This is a genomic window from Vallitalea longa (assembly GCF_027923465.1).
GTDB classification, from domain to species: domain Bacteria; phylum Bacillota; class Clostridia; order Lachnospirales; family Vallitaleaceae; genus Vallitalea; species Vallitalea longa.
Genome location: NZ_BRLB01000001.1, coordinates 834,789 through 851,935, shown reverse-complemented (window position 1 = coordinate 851,935; position 17,147 = coordinate 834,789). Strand labels below are relative to the sequence as shown.

General features: G+C 30.7%; 12 protein-coding genes. 11 read left to right on the top strand and 1 reads right to left on the bottom strand.

Annotated elements, in window-relative coordinates:
• Positions 1-209: 209 nt before the first annotated feature.
• The 8 genes from QMG30_RS03660 to QMG30_RS03625 all read left to right on the top strand — a co-directional run bounded on the left by QMG30_RS03660 (position 210) and on the right by QMG30_RS03625 (position 12,306).
• Positions 210-1,550, top strand: coding sequence for an ABC transporter substrate-binding protein (locus QMG30_RS03660; protein WP_281812330.1), 1,341 nt, complete (start codon positions 210-212; stop codon positions 1,548-1,550).
• A gap of 177 nt (positions 1,551-1,727) precedes the next feature.
• Positions 1,728-2,603 carry a carbohydrate ABC transporter permease gene (locus QMG30_RS03655; RefSeq protein WP_281812328.1) on the top strand — a complete coding sequence of 292 codons (876 nt, stop codon included), beginning with the start codon at positions 1,728-1,730 and terminating at the stop codon, positions 2,601-2,603.
• Between the two features lie 33 nt (positions 2,604-2,636).
• Positions 2,637-3,491 carry a carbohydrate ABC transporter permease gene (locus QMG30_RS03650; protein ID WP_281812326.1) on the top strand — a complete coding sequence of 285 codons (855 nt, stop codon included), beginning with the start codon at positions 2,637-2,639 and terminating at the stop codon, positions 3,489-3,491.
• A gap of 46 nt (positions 3,492-3,537) precedes the next feature.
• A complete protein-coding gene (locus QMG30_RS03645) occupies positions 3,538-4,953 on the top strand; it encodes a phosphoglucomutase/phosphomannomutase family protein (RefSeq protein WP_281812324.1) in 1,416 nt (471 codons plus the stop codon).
• 26 nt (positions 4,954-4,979) lie between these two features.
• On the top strand, positions 4,980-6,590 hold the full coding sequence (locus QMG30_RS03640) for a glycoside hydrolase family 3 protein (RefSeq protein ID WP_281812322.1): 1,611 nt from the start codon (positions 4,980-4,982) through the stop codon (positions 6,588-6,590).
• A gap of 178 nt (positions 6,591-6,768) precedes the next feature.
• Positions 6,769-9,381 carry a GH36-type glycosyl hydrolase domain-containing protein gene (locus tag QMG30_RS03635; RefSeq protein ID WP_281812320.1) on the top strand — a complete coding sequence of 871 codons (2,613 nt, stop codon included), beginning with the start codon at positions 6,769-6,771 and terminating at the stop codon, positions 9,379-9,381.
• Between the two features lie 281 nt (positions 9,382-9,662).
• Positions 9,663-11,138, top strand: a complete 1,476-nt coding sequence (locus tag QMG30_RS03630) for an alkaline phosphatase (RefSeq protein WP_281812318.1) — start codon at positions 9,663-9,665, stop codon at positions 11,136-11,138.
• 46 nt (positions 11,139-11,184) lie between these two features.
• Positions 11,185-12,306, top strand: a complete 1,122-nt coding sequence (locus QMG30_RS03625; protein ID WP_281812316.1) for a YibE/F family protein — start codon at positions 11,185-11,187, stop codon at positions 12,304-12,306.
• Positions 12,307-12,465: 159 nt separating this feature from the next.
• Here QMG30_RS03625 and QMG30_RS03620 read toward each other — a convergent pair whose 3' ends face one another.
• The gene (locus QMG30_RS03620) at positions 12,466-13,491 is read right to left on the bottom strand and encodes a LacI family DNA-binding transcriptional regulator (protein ID WP_281812314.1); all 1,026 of its coding nucleotides are present in this window, start codon (positions 13,489-13,491) and stop codon (positions 12,466-12,468) included.
• Between the two features lie 404 nt (positions 13,492-13,895).
• Between QMG30_RS03620 and QMG30_RS03615 the strand changes: the two genes are divergently transcribed.
• The 3 genes from QMG30_RS03615 (at position 13,896) to QMG30_RS03605 (ending at position 17,098) form a co-directional block, all read left to right on the top strand.
• Complete coding sequence (locus tag QMG30_RS03615; protein ID WP_281812312.1) at positions 13,896-15,236, top strand: ABC transporter substrate-binding protein; 1,341 nt, start codon at positions 13,896-13,898, stop codon at positions 15,234-15,236.
• A gap of 98 nt (positions 15,237-15,334) precedes the next feature.
• Positions 15,335-16,246, top strand: a complete 912-nt coding sequence (locus QMG30_RS03610; RefSeq protein WP_281812310.1) for a carbohydrate ABC transporter permease — start codon at positions 15,335-15,337, stop codon at positions 16,244-16,246.
• Positions 16,247-16,264: 18 nt separating this feature from the next.
• Positions 16,265-17,098, top strand: a complete 834-nt coding sequence (locus QMG30_RS03605) for a carbohydrate ABC transporter permease (protein WP_281812308.1) — start codon at positions 16,265-16,267, stop codon at positions 17,096-17,098.
• Positions 17,099-17,147: the final 49 nt, after the last annotated feature.

Genomic DNA, 17,147 nt, shown 5'->3' with positions numbered 1-17,147 from the left:
TACACAAATTACATTTTTTATATAAAAGCATGCCTGTGAGGGTGTGCTTTTATTGATTTAGTTAAGGAAAATTGTACATTTAAATAATTCTAAACAAAATTATACAATAAAGAGCAAGATTGACTTCTAGGAATTGTTTAATATGCATGATATCATAATATTGTAATAAATAATAAATATAAAATTAACTATCAGGGAGGAGTTACATTATGAAAACAAGTTCTAAAATTATGGCGTTGATATTAGCAGTTTCATTAATATGTGTATTGGCTGTGGGATGTGGTGGCAAAGAACCTGCTAATGAAAATACCGCAAATGTAGAAAATAATAATGACACAGAAAAACAACAGGATAATAATACAAAAGCAGATAAAAAAGTAGAATTAAGGATTGCAACTATGTTTGGTGGAACCGACCCTTCAACAGAAACTTTTGAACAGTCTCTAGAAGATTTCATGAATGACCATCCAAATGTAAAAATCAAAAATGAATCAATGACATCAGTAGGAGATGAATTCAGAACAAAAGTAAAAACAGATTTCTCATCAGGTAATGAAGCTGATATTACTTTCTTCTATACTGGTGCAGATGTAAAAGCGATCATAAACAGTAATAAAGTGATGCCATATGAAGAAATATGGGAAAAATATCCTGAAGTAGGAAAAGATATAACTGATGGTATCAAAAATTCAGTAAAAGAATTTGATGGAAAATTATATGCATTGCCACTTACTGGTTTTTATGAAGGATTATTCGTGAACAAATCAATGTTTGAAGAATATGATCTTGAGCTTCCTACAACTTGGGAAAAGTTCCAAACAGCTGTAGAAGTATTAAAAGAAAATGATATTGTACCTTTTGCAGGACCAATAGCTCAATCACATTATATGATAGAACACTTTGTATTATCACAAGCTGGTGCAGAAGGACATCTTGATGTTTTTGAAGACGGTATTCCAGAAGAATGGGTAACAGCATTCAACAATATAAAAGACTTATATGAGAAAGATGCTTTTGCAAAAGACTCATTGGTTATGGATATCGAAATGGCTCAAAACCTATTCAAACAAGAAAAAGCTGCTATGATTCTTGAAGGTTCATGGTTCATTGGCGGATGTGAAGATGAATTAAAAGATAAAATGGCTATAATTCCTATGCCAGCAGCTAGTGATAAAATGGATCCAACTTCTATTGTTGCAGGATTCTCTAGTGGGTATTATGTAAGTAGAAGTTCTTATGAAGATGAAGACAAACAACAAGCGGTAATTGATTTAATATCATATTTAACTTCAGCTGACCAGATAAAAGCGATAGCAACAGCTAATGGAGGTTCACCATCAGCTAATGTTGAAATCGAAGGATTACACCCATTGTACATAGAGGGACACAAAATGGTAGCTAATGCGAAAACATTGAATATGCCTATTGACTCAAGATTAACTCCTGAAGCATTTAATGTACTTGTTAAAGATGGTGTTCCTTTTATAGTTGAAGGTCAAAAAACTCCAGAAGAAGTTCTAGAAACCGTAAAGGAAACTAATGAAAGATAAATGATTTCCCTTTAAATGTATGTCAGCGTTACTAAAGAAGTAATAAAGTTAATAATAACAGTTGAACATATTCAACTGTTATTATTTGCAAAAAAACTCCAGAAAGTTAAAGAAAATATAACTAAAAGGTAAATTATCACAACATATGAGGCATTAATTTGTAAGGAGGATGCATTAATGAGAGGCAGTAAAAGAAGTAAATTACTAATAATTATTTTATTCTTATCTCCTGCATTAATTTTTTTAGTAGTATTCATGTTTTATCCATTTATAATGAATTTCATCAACAGTTTTTATAAATCAGATGGATTCATAGAATCAACTTTTATAGGACTGGATAACTATAGGAGATTAATCAATGACGATACAATAAAAATAGCAGTAAAGAATACATATGAAATTATGCTATACGTATGTCTGTTTGAAGTAGGAATTGCTATCATACTTGCAACGATGGTTGATAGTATCACCAAAGGACAGAAATTCTTCAGGACAGTTTATTTCTTTCCAATTGTAATATCTGCAACAGCAATAGGTATGATGTTCAAATTAGTCTATTCATATGATGTAGGACTACTCAATACCCTAATGGAATCCTTAGGGCAGGAAAGAAGAAATTGGATAACAGTAAAATCGGCAGTTAAGATGGTTTCCATACCTATAGTCTGGCAATACATAGGATTTTATTTCATAATCATCCTTACAGCAATAAAACAGATTCCAAAAGACTTATATGAATCAGCATATTTAGATGGTATAAATGGTTTTACGAAAACAATATATATTACATTACCTTTAATCAGAAATGTAATTATAACTTGTCTAATTCTTGCTATAAATGGTGTTCTAAAAGTATTTGATATGGTTCTTGTAATAACTGAAGGTGGTCCACTGAATCAGTCTCAGATATTGGGATTATATATGTACAAAAAAGCATTTGCGGATAACGCTTTTGGATATGCAGCAAGTATTTCAGTACTAATCGTAGTTTTAGGTTTATTAACTATTTTTATAGTTAATAAAATATTTAAGAAAGAAACTATAACATATTAGTATTTTATTAATTATAAAGAAAGGAGTAGTAAAATGAGCAAGAATAAATCTGTAGGCATGAAGAAGAAATTTACCATCTGGACGCTTCTCATTTATATATTTTTGATTTTGTTTGCAATAACAACCATATATCCTATGCTTTGGGTGGTGCAAAATTCATTTAAGACATCTAACGATATAATGAGTAATTCATTTGCACTTCCAACAACTCTACTATGGGATAATTTTAAGACTGCCATAGTGAAGATGAATATATTTAAGGGTTATGCCAATAGCTTAATAATTTCTGGTTCGGTTGTTTTATTTGCAGTATTTTTTGGTTCTTTGGCATCTTATATACTAGCAAGATTTCATTTCAGGGGTCAAAAATTTATTAAGACTCTAGTTATAGGAAGTTTATTGATACCTATATTCGCAACAATATTACCAGTATTCAGAATGCTTCTATCTTGGAAGATGATAGATACTCATAGAGGTGTTATTTTACCGCAGATTGCAAACAATTTACCATTTACAATTATGCTGTTGACCAGTTTCATGGAAACAATACCACTAGAACTTGAAGAAGCGGCTATAGTAGAGGGAGGGAATACTTGGCAAGTATTCTCAAGAATAATTATGCCTATCTCAAAACCTGCAGTAGCTACTACAGCCACATTCGCATTCTTATGGTCCTATAATGATCTGTTTACTTCATTAATAATAATAAGATCAAAGGGAAAATTTCCAATAAATAGATTATTAAATGAAATAAGCAGTCAGTATGGAACAGATTACGGTTTACTCTGTGCAGTAATAGTACTAATAATAATTCCAGTATTGACAGTATACATGTTAGCACAAAATCAAATAGTTGAGGGTATGACAGCAGGGGCCATAAAAGGATAGGCATAATGAATGAGTTGAAAATATACATAAAAAGGAGTGTTAGGATATGATTCACTTTGGTACTGGTGGATGGAGAGCTATAATAGGAGACGAATTTATCAAAAGCAATATAGTAAAAGTAGGTCAAGCGATATCTAATATAATCAAAGAAAGCTGTATAAACAAAAGTATAGTTATAGGATATGACAGAAGATTCATATCTGACATATCTGCTAAGTGGCTGGCTGAGATTTTTGCAGGAAATAACATCAAGGTATATTTTATAAATAAAATTGCTCCAACACCTATGATTATGTATAGTGTAAAAACTCTTAACTTAGATTATGGATTAGCTGTAACAGCTAGTCATAATCCAGCCGAATATAATGGTATAAAAATATTTACAAAAGGTGGAAAAGATGCATCTGTAGAAACAACTAATGAACTTGAATTATTAGCTAATAAAATAAAACAGGAAGATATTTTGTCTGTTGATTTTGGAAGAGCACGTGAAACAGGTTTAATACAAGAGATTAATCCTATAAATGACTATGTAGATACCATATTGAAAAAACTGAACACCAAAGCTATAAGAAGTAAAAATCTAAAAATATTATTAGATCCAATGTTTGGGGTTTCAAAGACAGCTTTACAGCTGATATTGGTTACAGCACGATGTGAAGTGGATGTAATACACGATAGACATGATACTATGTTCGGTGGACGATTACCTTCTCCAAGTGCAGTAACATTAAAGAGATTGCGTGAAATGGTAGTGGATAGACATTATGATCTTGGTATAGGAACAGATGGAGATGCAGATAGATTAGGTATTATTGATGAAAATGGAAGCTTCATACATCCCAATAAAGTCATGTCTCTCTTATATTACTATTTATTAAGATATAAGGGATGGGAAGGACCAGTTGTAAGAAATGTAGCTACAACACATTTATTAGATTGTATAGCAAATAAATATGGACAAAAATGTTATGAAGTTCCAGTAGGATTTAAATATGTTAGTTCAAAAATGGAAGAAATAGATGCTGTAATCGGAGGGGAAAGTAGTGGAGGACTAACGATAAAAGGTCATATAAAAGGAAAAGACGGTGTATTTGCAGCAGGTTTACTAGTAGAAATGATAAGCGTAACAGGAAAAAGGTTAGCTAAAATGTTAGATGATCTTGATAAAGAATTCGGTAAATTTGAGATGGTTGAATTTGACTGCAAATTCACTAACAAAGAAAAAGAGCGGTTAGTGGATATATTATATATTAAGAAGAAACTTCCGGCTTTTGATTTAGAAATAGAGAAAGTAAGTTATTTAGATGGAGTAAAAGTTTATTTCAAAAATGGAGGCTGGATAATAGCTAGATTTTCAGGAACAGAGCCTTTGATACGTATATTTGCTGAAATGGACGATAAATCAAAAGCAGAAGATATAGTAAATCAAATGAAACAATTTCTGGGGATAATGGGTTAATAATAGAATAATAGAAGGTGAGAAAAATGATAGATGTAGAAAAGATACTTGTAGAAATGACATTGAAAGAAAAAATAGCTCAGATGTATTTGCAGTATTATCAAGGATATGATGATTTGCCACAGAACCTAAGAGAACTTAATAGAAAAAATCTACTTGGGGGACTAATATTTTTTTCAGGCAATAATGTTAGAGACATAGATCAACTACATGATATGACTAAAAAAATACAATCATATGCAAAAGAAAATAAATATAACTTACCATTTTTATTAACTATTGACCAAGAAGGCGGTCAGTTGACTGCAATTTTTAATGGAACGACAATTTTCCCAGGAAATATGAGTATGGGATTTGCAAATGATGAAAATTTGGCTTATCTACAAGGTAAGCATGTTGGTAGAGAATTAAAATATGCAGGTATTAATATATGTTATGCACCCGTACTAGATGTAGATTATGATGTGAAAAATGGTTCCTATGTTGTAGATAACAGGAGATTTTCAACTGATCCGGAAGTAGTGGCAAATATGGGTTCAGCTTTTATAAGAGGACTTGAAGATGAGGGTATATTGGCTTGTGGTAAACATTTTCCTGGAATGAGAATAACTAAAGTGGATACCCATTTTCAAGTAGATAGAAATCCATACGATAAGAAAAGACTAGAAAATGTTGAGATACTCCCTTTCAAAAAAGCCATCGAAAAAGGTGTAAGCTGTATTATGACTCATCATGGTATTTTTGAGGCCCTTGATAAAGATTATCCAGCATCATTATCCAAAAAAATATTAACATATCTAAGAAAAGATTTAGGGTTTGAAGGTCTGATAGTAAGTGATGACTTGATAATGAAAGCAATACTTAATGAATATGGTGAAAAAGAATCCATTAAGTTAGCAATCAATGCTGGTGTTGATCTAATTATATCAACGTGTGCAGGTAACTGGTTCATCGATTATGTTTATGGATGTGTTATAAGAGGAGAAATAGAACAATTAAGAATTGACGAATCTGTAAGAAGGATATTGAATTATAAAAATAAATCTGATGCAGGTAATATACCTGACCAAAAAACATTTGACAGTACATATGGACAAGAATTATCAGCTAAGATTGCATCAAAAGGACTAATATTATATAAAGGTGATGAAGACGAGTTAGCTATCAAAATGGAAGAAAAAGATAAATTGGGGATTATATTCGCTAATCCAGCTAGACTTGTTATGTCAGATGCGACTAATTTATATGACATATCTTTTAAAGATATTATAATGAGCAAGGGGTATCATAAAAATATAAAAGAGGCAATAATGCCTTGGCATCCTACTGATGAAGAGATCATATCATTAGCGGATGTAGGAATTATATCTGAAGTATTAATATTCACTACTGTCAATGCTTATAATTTTCAAAGACAAATTGAAGTATTAAAAGAATTCAGGAAGAGTTGCCCTACTAAAAAGGTTATATCTATTGCAACCAGAAGTCCAATGGATGCAAAGATTTTGGCTGAGTATTCAGATTATGTGATTATAACAGGTGGTTTGACACCAAGTATTCTAGAAGGTGTAGCTAATGTGATATTTGGCAAAGAGAAAATTGAATTCAACAAAGCCAAAGAATTCTTTTGTAAATAACTCAACTTTCACACCTTTAATTTAATGCGAGATAATAAAGGACTATAGGTTCGGTTTGCAGAATAACAAGATAGAAGAAACACCTATATTTTTATTCTGCAAAGCCTTTTAATTAGCTTATCTACATAGAATATTGAAGTGGGAAAGTTGAGTAAATAACTTATAAGAAAGGAAAGCAATGAAAGATATTACTGTAATTGTTAGAGAGTTTTCAAAGCAATATCATGATATTATAGACAATAAGTCGGATTATGATAATAATAAAATGCCTGGAAATAGTTATTTCATCAATAATAACAATATATTGGTTATGCCAAGGGATGATGGAGAGTGTAGATATCCATATGGGGAAGATGGCTTTAATTTCTGGACTTATTCTTCTGGATATATGCATTGCAATGAAGGGCTATTTTCACCATTCATAAGAGCCGCTGAAGGAGCTGAACCTAAGATTGCTTTTTTTGCAGGCATTAACGACAAAAATAAGAATATAGTTATTCCATTGTTATCTGTACCTGTTATTGAAGAAAATGAACATTTAGCCATTATTAGGTATACAATATTCACTATGGGAGCTACCTATTACATAACCGAATATGATGATATTCTATTTGCAGTCAGAGCCTTTGTGGATAAGAACAACAAGATTTATTTTACTATTGTAGTGATTAATGATAACAATAATCTTAGAGAGATATTTATCTCATCATACCTTAACCCATTTTTGAAAAATGCCATCATGGAAAATTCAACAGACAGATGGTTTAGACAAGTGAGTTATATTGGTGCAGATAAAGTTAATAAATTAGGCAGTTTTGTTATAGAAACATATGAAGAACTGGACAGGTCATCTATGAAAGCTAATTATGGAATAATTAACAGATACATTAAGCTGGATGAGAATTCTAATCTAATAAAGTCGGAAATTACAACTTCCAGATACAGATATGTAGGAGGGGTAAGAAGAAGTTTGCATACACCTTCGGCATTATACAATGGTACTTTTGGGATACAGCAGCCGGTTTGTACTTTTACGGAGACTGCAATAGCAGGTGACATTGTAAAAATTAATGTTAATCAAAAGGCAAGAATTGATTTGACACTGGGGTATTGTTTTACTAATGAAGAAAAAGATGAACTGCTATCTGAGGATATATGGAGTTCTGCTGTTGACAATATATTGTATAGTATAGAAAAAGAAGAAAAAGATAAACAGGCAAGACTGAAATTATCATTTAGTCATGAAACCAAAGATTCAATGTTGAAGCCTAATGTAGTTAATTCCTTTTTGGTTCATTTGAAAAAACAAGTAGAATTTTGTTCTGTAATAAAGGGATATATCCAACTATCTAGTTTTTCTTTAATAGGTATTAGGGATGTATTTCAAGCTGTTGAAGGTCTATTATATTGGCAACCAAAGGTAGCGAGAAACAAAATGCTGGAGGCGCTTAATTTTATTGCACCTAACGGAAGATGTCCTAGACAATATTCTCTTCCAAAGACAGATGATGAACAGCCAGCAATGGATTTAAGGCCTTTTATTGACCAAGGAGTCTGGGTTATATCTACTATTGTAAGTTATTTAAAATTCACTGGGGACTTTGATTTCTTGAATGAACGTTGTGGTTATTATAATTTTATAAATGATAAAACTCACATTGTACAGAAAAGCCATAAAGAAAGTAATGTATTACAGCATTTATTTGATATAATGAACTATCTATTGATAAATAGGGATTATAATAATACGAAATGTGTATGTGCTCTATATGGTGACTGGAATGATGCCTTAGATGGACTTGGTGTAAGTATGGATGATACTAAAGAATATGGAACAGGTGTTTCTGTAATGGCGAGTCTACAAGTTTATCAGAATCTAAATGAGATGATTGAGTTATTACAGTTCATAGACAAGAATAAATATACAGATAAAATTCAAGAATATAAAAAGGCAAAGGAAGAAATAGAACAGGGATTAAAAGATCATGCAATCATTACAAAAGATGATGTCAAGAAAATTGTTCATGGATGGGGCGATGATAAAAGTTATTATGTAGGTAGTTTTGATGATCCTGATGGAGTAGAAAGAGATGGACTTACGTCTAATGCTTTTTGGGTACTTTCTGGTCTTTATGATCAAGATACAAGTATTGAAAGTTCAATTATCAGAGCCTTTGCTAGGCTTGATTCAAAATATGGATTAAAAACATTTGAACCTTATTTCGAAAAAGGTATAAAGGGAGTGGGGAGAATACCTAATCTACCAGCTGGTACAGCAGAAAATGGAGCACCATATATTCATGCTTCCATGTTTGGAATAATGGCACTATTTAGGATGGGTTGCAGTGAGTTGGCCTTCGAGCAATTGATTAAATCTCTACCTATAACTCATGAAAAAATATCGTGTTCACCATATATCATGCCTAATTCCTATGGTTATAATAAACAGAAATTCATTGATGGAGAATCTATGCATGATTGGCAAACAGGAAGTTCTAATGTATTGTTGAAAATATTTATAAAATATATATTTGGTTTTCAGCCTGAATATGAAGGAATATGGATACAGCCAGCTAAGAATATCCCATTCCAAAATTTTGAGTTAACAATATTTTTGAATGATACTAAAGTAGTATTGCATTATGAGAATAAGGGTAATGCCAAGAGAAAGTTTTTTATAGATAATATAGAGAAACAAGGAGTTTATGATTATGTTATGAAACTTAATAAACTTTGGATAGACAAAGCAGTTATATATAAAGATGTAATGTCGATTAAAGTAATAGATTAAACTTGCTAGATACAATTTAGTATAGCATTAGAAATGCTATATACCTAAATTTTTTCATTATAATCCTACCCATATCAAGAGGTTATCTTTTGAAGATAGCTTCTTTTTATTTGCATGTTTTAATGGTATTAATCAATTTCTTATATTGTTGATGTCCCTATTCTAATTACATAACTTAACTTTTCTATGGAATAATTTAACTTATATTTAACAAATTTATAATTAACATTTTATATAAATAAGTTAAATTATATATGCAATTAAATTAAGGAGGAAGATTAATGAAAAAGAAAATAATAGGTGCTGTTTTAATGATTGCAATGGTATTAGTATTGACTTTACAAACAAATACTATATTAAAGGAAGATAATGGTACTGTATTAGCTAGTACAAATTCTACAACGCCAAAGTACATATTTTATTTTATCGGAGATGGTTTAGGTACTTCGCAAAGACAAATTGCTGAATATTATCTACAAGAAACGACAGGTGATAAAACTAGAAAATTAACTATGAATATATTTCCTCATTCTGCCATAAACACTACACATTCTTTAGATACTTTAATAACAGACTCTGCAGCAGCAGGTACAGCACTTGCTACAGGGCATAAAACTAACAATGGAGTAATTGCTAAGGATGCTGAAGGAAATAATTTGAAAACACTTATTGAAGGTGCAGAAGAAAAAGGAATGGCAACAGGTTTGGTTACAACTACACGTATTACTCATGCAACACCTGCTGTTTTTGCTTCACATAATGAAAGCAGAGGAAATGAAAACGATATAGCAGCCGATTATTTAGACAGTGGAATAGATTATATTGTAGGTGGTGGAGTAAGACATTTTTTACCTACTAACTTTACAGATATTCAGACAGATGCTTTTGGAGGAAAAATCAGTTCTAAAAGGAAAGATGACAGAAATATATTAGCAGAATTTATAAAAGCAGGTTATAAAGTAAGGTATGGACTTAAGGGAGCAGAAGAATTCAGAGGGGAAACTTTAAAAAAAGGGGATAAATACCTTAATCTTTTCACAACATCACATTTACCTTATACCATAGATGATGATAATGATACACAATTTTATGTACCTTCTTTAGCAGACATTACTGATAAAGGAATTGAATTATTATCAAAAGATGAGGATGGATTCTTTTTCATGATAGAAGGAGGTCGTATCGACCATGCATGTCATCCTAACGACCCTTCAGGAACAATTATGGATACTCTAGCATTTGATAAAGCAATAGAAGAAGCTTACAAGTTCTATGAAAAAAATCCGCATGATACATTAATTGTTGTGGTAGGTGATCATGAGACTGGTGGTCTTGGTATGGGAGTTAATACTGATTACTTCTTGAATCTACAAGTACTGGAAAATGCGAAAATGTCAATAGAAGAATTTCAAGGAAGTTATACTGGTAATAGAGAAACGTATTATAGATTAATCGAAGAAAAATTCGGGCTTACTGATTTAACAAAAGAAGAGAAAACTATTATTGATAAAGGAATGGATATGGTTGATAAAGAGATTATAGATCCAGGTAATGCATATAAATATGATGAGGCAGCGATGGCAGTAACACATGTTTTATCTGAAAGAGCTGGTGTCTATTGGACATCATATGCTCACACAGCGACTCAGATACCTATGTCAGCAATAGGAGTAGGCGCCCAAAAATATAATGGTTTCTTAGATAATACAGATATAGCTGAAATAACTGCTAAAATAGCGCATATAGAATTAAATTAATTAGCCTGAATTAAGTTATATTATAGATTTTTGAGGAGCCATTAAAATGAATAAAAAACTAAGAGTATCTTTTATATATGGAATTTTTTGTGTCATAATTTTTATGCTTTTCGTATATTCTAATGATACTTCATCTAAATATAATAAAGATGTAAAAGAAATAAAAGCAAAAGTTACAAAAGTTGATGATAGCAATGTAGTAAAAGCAGGTGTTTCAGCTATTGGATTTCAAGAATTAGAGGTTGTGGCAATTAACAGTGAATATAAAGGGAAAAGTATAACTGTTCAAAATCAATTACTTGGAAAATTAGATTATGATAATTATTATAAAGTTGGTGATAAAATAATAGCTGCTGTTAAGGTAGAAGATAATAAAATCATTGATGCCAAGGCAGTAGAACTATATAGACAAAATTATTTACTAATTATTTTTTTGGTTTTTGTTATTCTACTTATTATATATGCTAGGAGTATAGGTATTAAAGCATTACTCTCTTTTTTATGTACTTTATTTGTTTTATGGAAATTTTTAATTCCTAATTTGTTGCAAGGAAGAAATCCGTTATTGATTGCATTCGTAACACTTTTTGTATTATCAGGGATTATATTATTTACTGTAGCAGGACTTAACAAAAAAGGCATATCTGCATTTTTAGGTACTATATCAGGTTTGTTGATAACTCTAGTATTGACTATAATAGTTGGGGATAAATTAGGACTTATGGGAATGACATCGCCTTATGCGGAAACAATTGTATTCAGTGGTTATTTTGATCTTAATATGCTGTATATATTTTATGTATCAATAATTATAGGTTCTTCTGGCGCTGCAATGGATATAGCAATGGATGTATCATCTGCATGTCAAGAAATTAAAACCAAAAAAGAAGAAATTACACAGAAAGAATTAATCAAATCAGGGTTTAACGTTGGAAGAGATGTTATTGGTACAATGACTACAACATTACTCCTTGCTTATTCAGGAGGTTATCTCACATTACTTATGCTGTTTCAGATAAGAGATTCAAGTTTCACTAGAATCATTAATATGAAAATAATTGCAGCTGAGATTATGAGGACTCTTATTGGTAGTATAGGACTTATAATAGTGGCACCGATTACTGCTATTATTGCAGGTGTTCTAATGGGTAAAAAGATATATCAATAAGACTATGATGTAGTACATTATGTATTTATAACAGATTACATACTCAACTTGCTCACTTTAATATTCTATATTGGTAGGCTAATTAAAAGACTTTGCAGAATAAGAATACAACCCTTTATTAACCTGTATCAAATTAAAGGTAGGAAGTTGAGTATTTATTTAATCTTCTATATAAGTATTTGTCGTAGCACGTTTTATAAGGGTAGGTAGAAATTTAATCAATTGGTTTTTGGAACGAGGCTCATTTATGAGAGTAATAATGAGTTCGCATGCATTTTTACCCATTTCGTATACAGGCTGATGAATTGTTGTCAATGGTTGGTCTAAAATTTCACAAATAGAGATATTATCAAATCCTATGATGGAAATATCTTTACCTATAATTTTATCCATCAATCTGGCCTGTCTTATAGCACCACATGCCATCATATCATTACATGCAAAAATAGCGCTGACACCTTTTTTAATTAATTCTTCACAACCTTCGATACCAGAATTTATTTGATAATCACCATGATATACTAGAGACTTATCGTGGGGAACATCATATAGTGATAGAGCATCAATATAGCCTTTGTATCTCTCATTGGCACTATCTGAATCAGTTGGACCTGTGATGCAACCTATTTTTCTATGACCTAATTCTAAGAGATGCATTGTTGCAAGAAATCCCCCTTCTCTATGATCAAGAGATACAGTATCGTAGTTTTTATTAGGTATTTTTCTATCCACAGCTACAACAGGAAGTTCGTTTTCAAATATCAATCTATTAAATTGGTTTATGTATTTTGTATCTGAGTTATTCAAAGATGTTGATATAATAAGTCCGTCAATTTGTTTGCTGATAAGTAATTCCAGATTAGTTAAGTCTTTTTTTCCATTTTGATTGGAGTTACAAAAGATTATATGATAATTATTTTTCTGAGCTTCCATTTCAACGCCTTTTGCTAATTCTGAGAAGAAAGGGTTACTTATATCAGGTATTATTAATCCAAGGGTTTGAGTTTTTTTTGTAACTAATGCTTTTGCTGTAGAATTGGGCTTGTAATGCAATCTCTTAGATATTTTTATAATGTTTTCTCTTGTTTGTACTGCGACTCTACAAGGTTTATTATTAAGTACTAGCGAAACTGTAGTTATGGAAACGCCAGCTTCTTTTGCTATATCTTTAATTGTACATTTCATTATTCTGTTTCAACACCTTTTTACATTATATTTACACTAAGTGTAGTATGGTAAATTGTTTTATCTAACCATATTATAAAGTAAAATAGAATAGTAAGTCAAGTACATTGAACAATAATTCAACAAACTACATAAAAAATTATATGTTTTGGATAGAAAACAAAAATAATAAATAGAAAAATCAGTCTTTTAATATAGAAAAGTAACTATTATTTACTAAAAAACTATTGACAAAAGATAAAAATCTATGTAATATGTTTAATATAATATATTGGTAGGTAGCATGTAAATATGGTAAAACGTATTATCAATCTTATAATCCAGTATATTATATAAGAGTACATAATAATTTGACAGTTTATTTGTTATAATTAACTGTTACATCACAAAATGGAGGGTCTTATATGAAGAAGATTATAACATTATTATTGACAGTAACCATGATTTTTAGTTTAGCTGCATGTTCTAATGGCAACAAAAAAGATACTGATAATGAAAAAGTTACAACTAATGAGACTTCAACAGAAGATAATTTAGTTGAAATTACTGTTCCTACATATCGTTCTGGTGAAAATGTCGGTGCTTTATTCTTTGAACCACAAGTTCAAAGATTTAATGAGGAGTATAAAGGTCAATATAAAATCAATATTGAAGAGTCACCATCCGATACTCATAATGATAAAATTAAGCAATTGGCTTTATCAAATAAATTACCAGCATTAGTTCAAATGTCTGATAATGTTTGGATCGAAGAATTTATTGTTAAGAATAAGAAATACTATGATTTATCTTCATGGTTAGAATCAAAACCAGAAGTCAAGAAATTATTAGTACCAGAATCACTAGAGTATAATACACAAGAAGACGGTTCAATAGTTTCTCTTCCTTTAACAGTTGTTAGACCTATTGGTTTATACTATAATACGGATATGTTCAAACCAAGCAAGAAAATTTCTGAAATGAATTTTGATGAGTTCGCAGAAGAATTCAAAGGTAACAAACTTGCCTTCCAAACAACTGAAGGAGCTTGGACAATTAGTCTTTGGCTAGATGCAATGATTGCTTCAGAAGAAGGAGGAGCCGAAGTACTTAAAGCAGGTGTTGAAAATAAATTAAATGATTTCAATACTGATTTATGGGTAAAAGCTTTTACTGACTTGAAGAAATGGTATGATGATTATGGATTTGAGGGAACTATCGGTGCTTCTTATCCAGATGCAGCTAACTCTTTTATGAGTGGCAAAACTGCATTAATTCCTAATGGTACTTGGATGGTATCTGACTTTAGCATTAACAACAAAGACAACTGGAGTAATGGATTTGATGGTGCTAATATTGATTGCGACATTTATCCTAATAATATAGCTTTAGCTAATTCGAGTGTATATGACTGGTTTATTCCTATTGATACACCAGAAGATGAAAGAGAATGTGCACTTGCATTCTTAGAATTCATTTCAACACCAGAAGAAATTGAAGCATACATGTTAGCAGAAGGTGGTTCATCACCAATGCTAGAGTATTCAGAAGAATATAAATCTAAGTTAGCAGAAAATAAATTGTTAAATCAATTATCAGAATCTATCAATAGTGAAACTATATTAGTTCCTCATTTTATTGATGTAATTTCTGAAGCTACTATGAATGAGTTTTCAAAATTATTACCAAAATTATTTGATGGTTCTTATACACCAGAACAATTCTGTGCTGAATTCACTAAGAAAGCTCAAGAGAACTTAGATTAATTCTAATTGAATAATCCTAATAGCTTGTCATTAAAAATGGCAGGCTATTTAAATATATAATTACTATTTACTAACCTGCATTGGAGGAAACTAAACATATGGTAATTTCTAAAAAAGAAAAAACACATAAAATTAAAAAGATAAATAGCAAAAAGAAATTGTTTTGGATATATCTTTTTATATTACCTAGCTTAATAATATTTATTACATTTTATTTAGTTCCTATAATTACAGTATTCTTTACATCTTTTACTAAGTGGGATGGATTTAATTCTCCTCAATTTGTTGGAATTAAAAATTACATAAAATTATTTAAAAACGATGCATTTTTAATATCACTTAAGAATTTAATTGCTTGGTCTGTATTAGCTATGACGGTTCATGTTGGTTTTGGTACTCTAGTAGCATTTATACTTTATAAGAAACCTTTTGGTTGGAAATTTACTAGAACCGTATTTATGATACCTAATGTCATATCAGTAGCTGCATGGGCAATGATTTACAAATTTTTCTTTCACAATGACATTGGTATATTAAATAACTTAATTAGATTTGTTAATCCATCATTTAATGTTAAATGGTTTTACCAATCACCATATGCATTCTGGGCAATCACACTTACTTGGGTATTTTATGCAGTAGTTGTAACATTAATTGTGTTAGGAGACCTTATGGCTATTCCATCTGATATCCATGAAGCAGCTAAGATAGATGGTGCAAGCAGTTGGCAGACAACGTTAAAAATTAATTTACCACTTTGCAGAAATGCTATAGGTACTGGTGTAATCTGTTCAGTAACAGCACGTATTGCTATGTATGAATCTATCATACTAACTACAGCAGGAGGCCCTGGTGATGATACTATGAACATACCTGTAATATTAGTTAATTCATTACTAGACTATAGATATGGTTATGCTAATACAAGTGGTGTAATAATGTTTGTTATTGGAATGATAACATTGCTAATTGTTAATAAAGTATTCAGAATGAATGACAGTATATATTAATGAAGGGGAGTGAAAATTATGAATAAAACTAAAAAAATACTATCTAAAATATTTACATATGTAGTAATTGTTTTCACTATTATTGTATCGACTTTTCCAATTATCTGGGTAATAATATCATCTTTCAAAACGAATGGAGAAATACTTTCAAGTCCATTTTCACTACCTTCATCTATTAATTTTGATGCGTACATGTATTTGTTTGAAAAATATGATTTCCTTACATATGCTATAAATTCAATATTGATTACAAGTGTTGCGACATTAGGATCATTGATAATATATGCCCTCGGTGCTTATGTTATAGCTAAATATGATTTTCCAGGTAAAAACTTGTTTTATGTATTATTTACCTTAACATTGTTAGTACCAGCTCATTCAAGAACTCAACCTATATTCTCTTTAATAATGAAGTTGAACCTTTATAACACAAGGGAAGCATTAATGTTGGTATATCTTTCAGGTGGAATGGCAATGTCCATGTTCATACTAAAATCAACATTTATGGCCATACCAAAATCTTTTGATGAAGCAGCTTCAATAGAAGGGGCAGGATTTTTTAAAGTATTTTATAAGATTAATTTACCACTTGCCAAAAACGGATTATTAACCGCAGGTGTGTTAATGTTTTTAGCTAACTGGAACGAATATTATTATGCTAGTTTATTGACGACTTCAACTCAGAATAGGACTTTACCTGTAGTAATGTTGCTATTTAATGAGGCGTTCTCTTATGATTATACTTTAACTTTTGCAGCATTAGTTATTGTAGCTTTACCAGGTATAATTATATATTCCATAGCCCAAGAACAAGTTCAGGAAAGTCTCGCATCATCTGGTATTAAAGGATAGGCTGAAATTTCTTGAAATCTGACAAAATATACAATACTAGAAAGGAGTA

Bases quoted from the DNA above. Each gene is read 5' to 3' on its own strand.
- QMG30_RS03660 (WP_281812330.1), top strand. From the start codon at position 210: ATGAAAACAAGTTCTAAAATTATGGCGTTGATATTAGCAGTTTCATTA.
- QMG30_RS03655 (WP_281812328.1), top strand. From the start codon at position 1,728: ATGAGAGGCAGTAAAAGAAGTAAATTACTAATAATTATTTTATTCTTA.
- QMG30_RS03650 (WP_281812326.1), top strand. From the start codon at position 2,637: ATGAGCAAGAATAAATCTGTAGGCATGAAGAAGAAATTTACCATCTGG.
- QMG30_RS03645 (WP_281812324.1), top strand. From the start codon at position 3,538: ATGATTCACTTTGGTACTGGTGGATGGAGAGCTATAATAGGAGACGAA.
- QMG30_RS03640 (WP_281812322.1), top strand. From the start codon at position 4,980: ATGATAGATGTAGAAAAGATACTTGTAGAAATGACATTGAAAGAAAAA.
- QMG30_RS03635 (WP_281812320.1), top strand. From the start codon at position 6,769: ATGAAAGATATTACTGTAATTGTTAGAGAGTTTTCAAAGCAATATCAT.
- QMG30_RS03630 (WP_281812318.1), top strand. From the start codon at position 9,663: ATGAAAAAGAAAATAATAGGTGCTGTTTTAATGATTGCAATGGTATTA.
- QMG30_RS03625 (WP_281812316.1), top strand. From the start codon at position 11,185: ATGAATAAAAAACTAAGAGTATCTTTTATATATGGAATTTTTTGTGTC.
- QMG30_RS03620 (WP_281812314.1), bottom strand. From the start codon at position 13,491: ATGAAATGTACAATTAAAGATATAGCAAAAGAAGCTGGCGTTTCCATA.
- QMG30_RS03615 (WP_281812312.1), top strand. From the start codon at position 13,896: ATGAAGAAGATTATAACATTATTATTGACAGTAACCATGATTTTTAGT.
- QMG30_RS03610 (WP_281812310.1), top strand. From the start codon at position 15,335: ATGGTAATTTCTAAAAAAGAAAAAACACATAAAATTAAAAAGATAAAT.
- QMG30_RS03605 (WP_281812308.1), top strand. From the start codon at position 16,265: ATGAATAAAACTAAAAAAATACTATCTAAAATATTTACATATGTAGTA.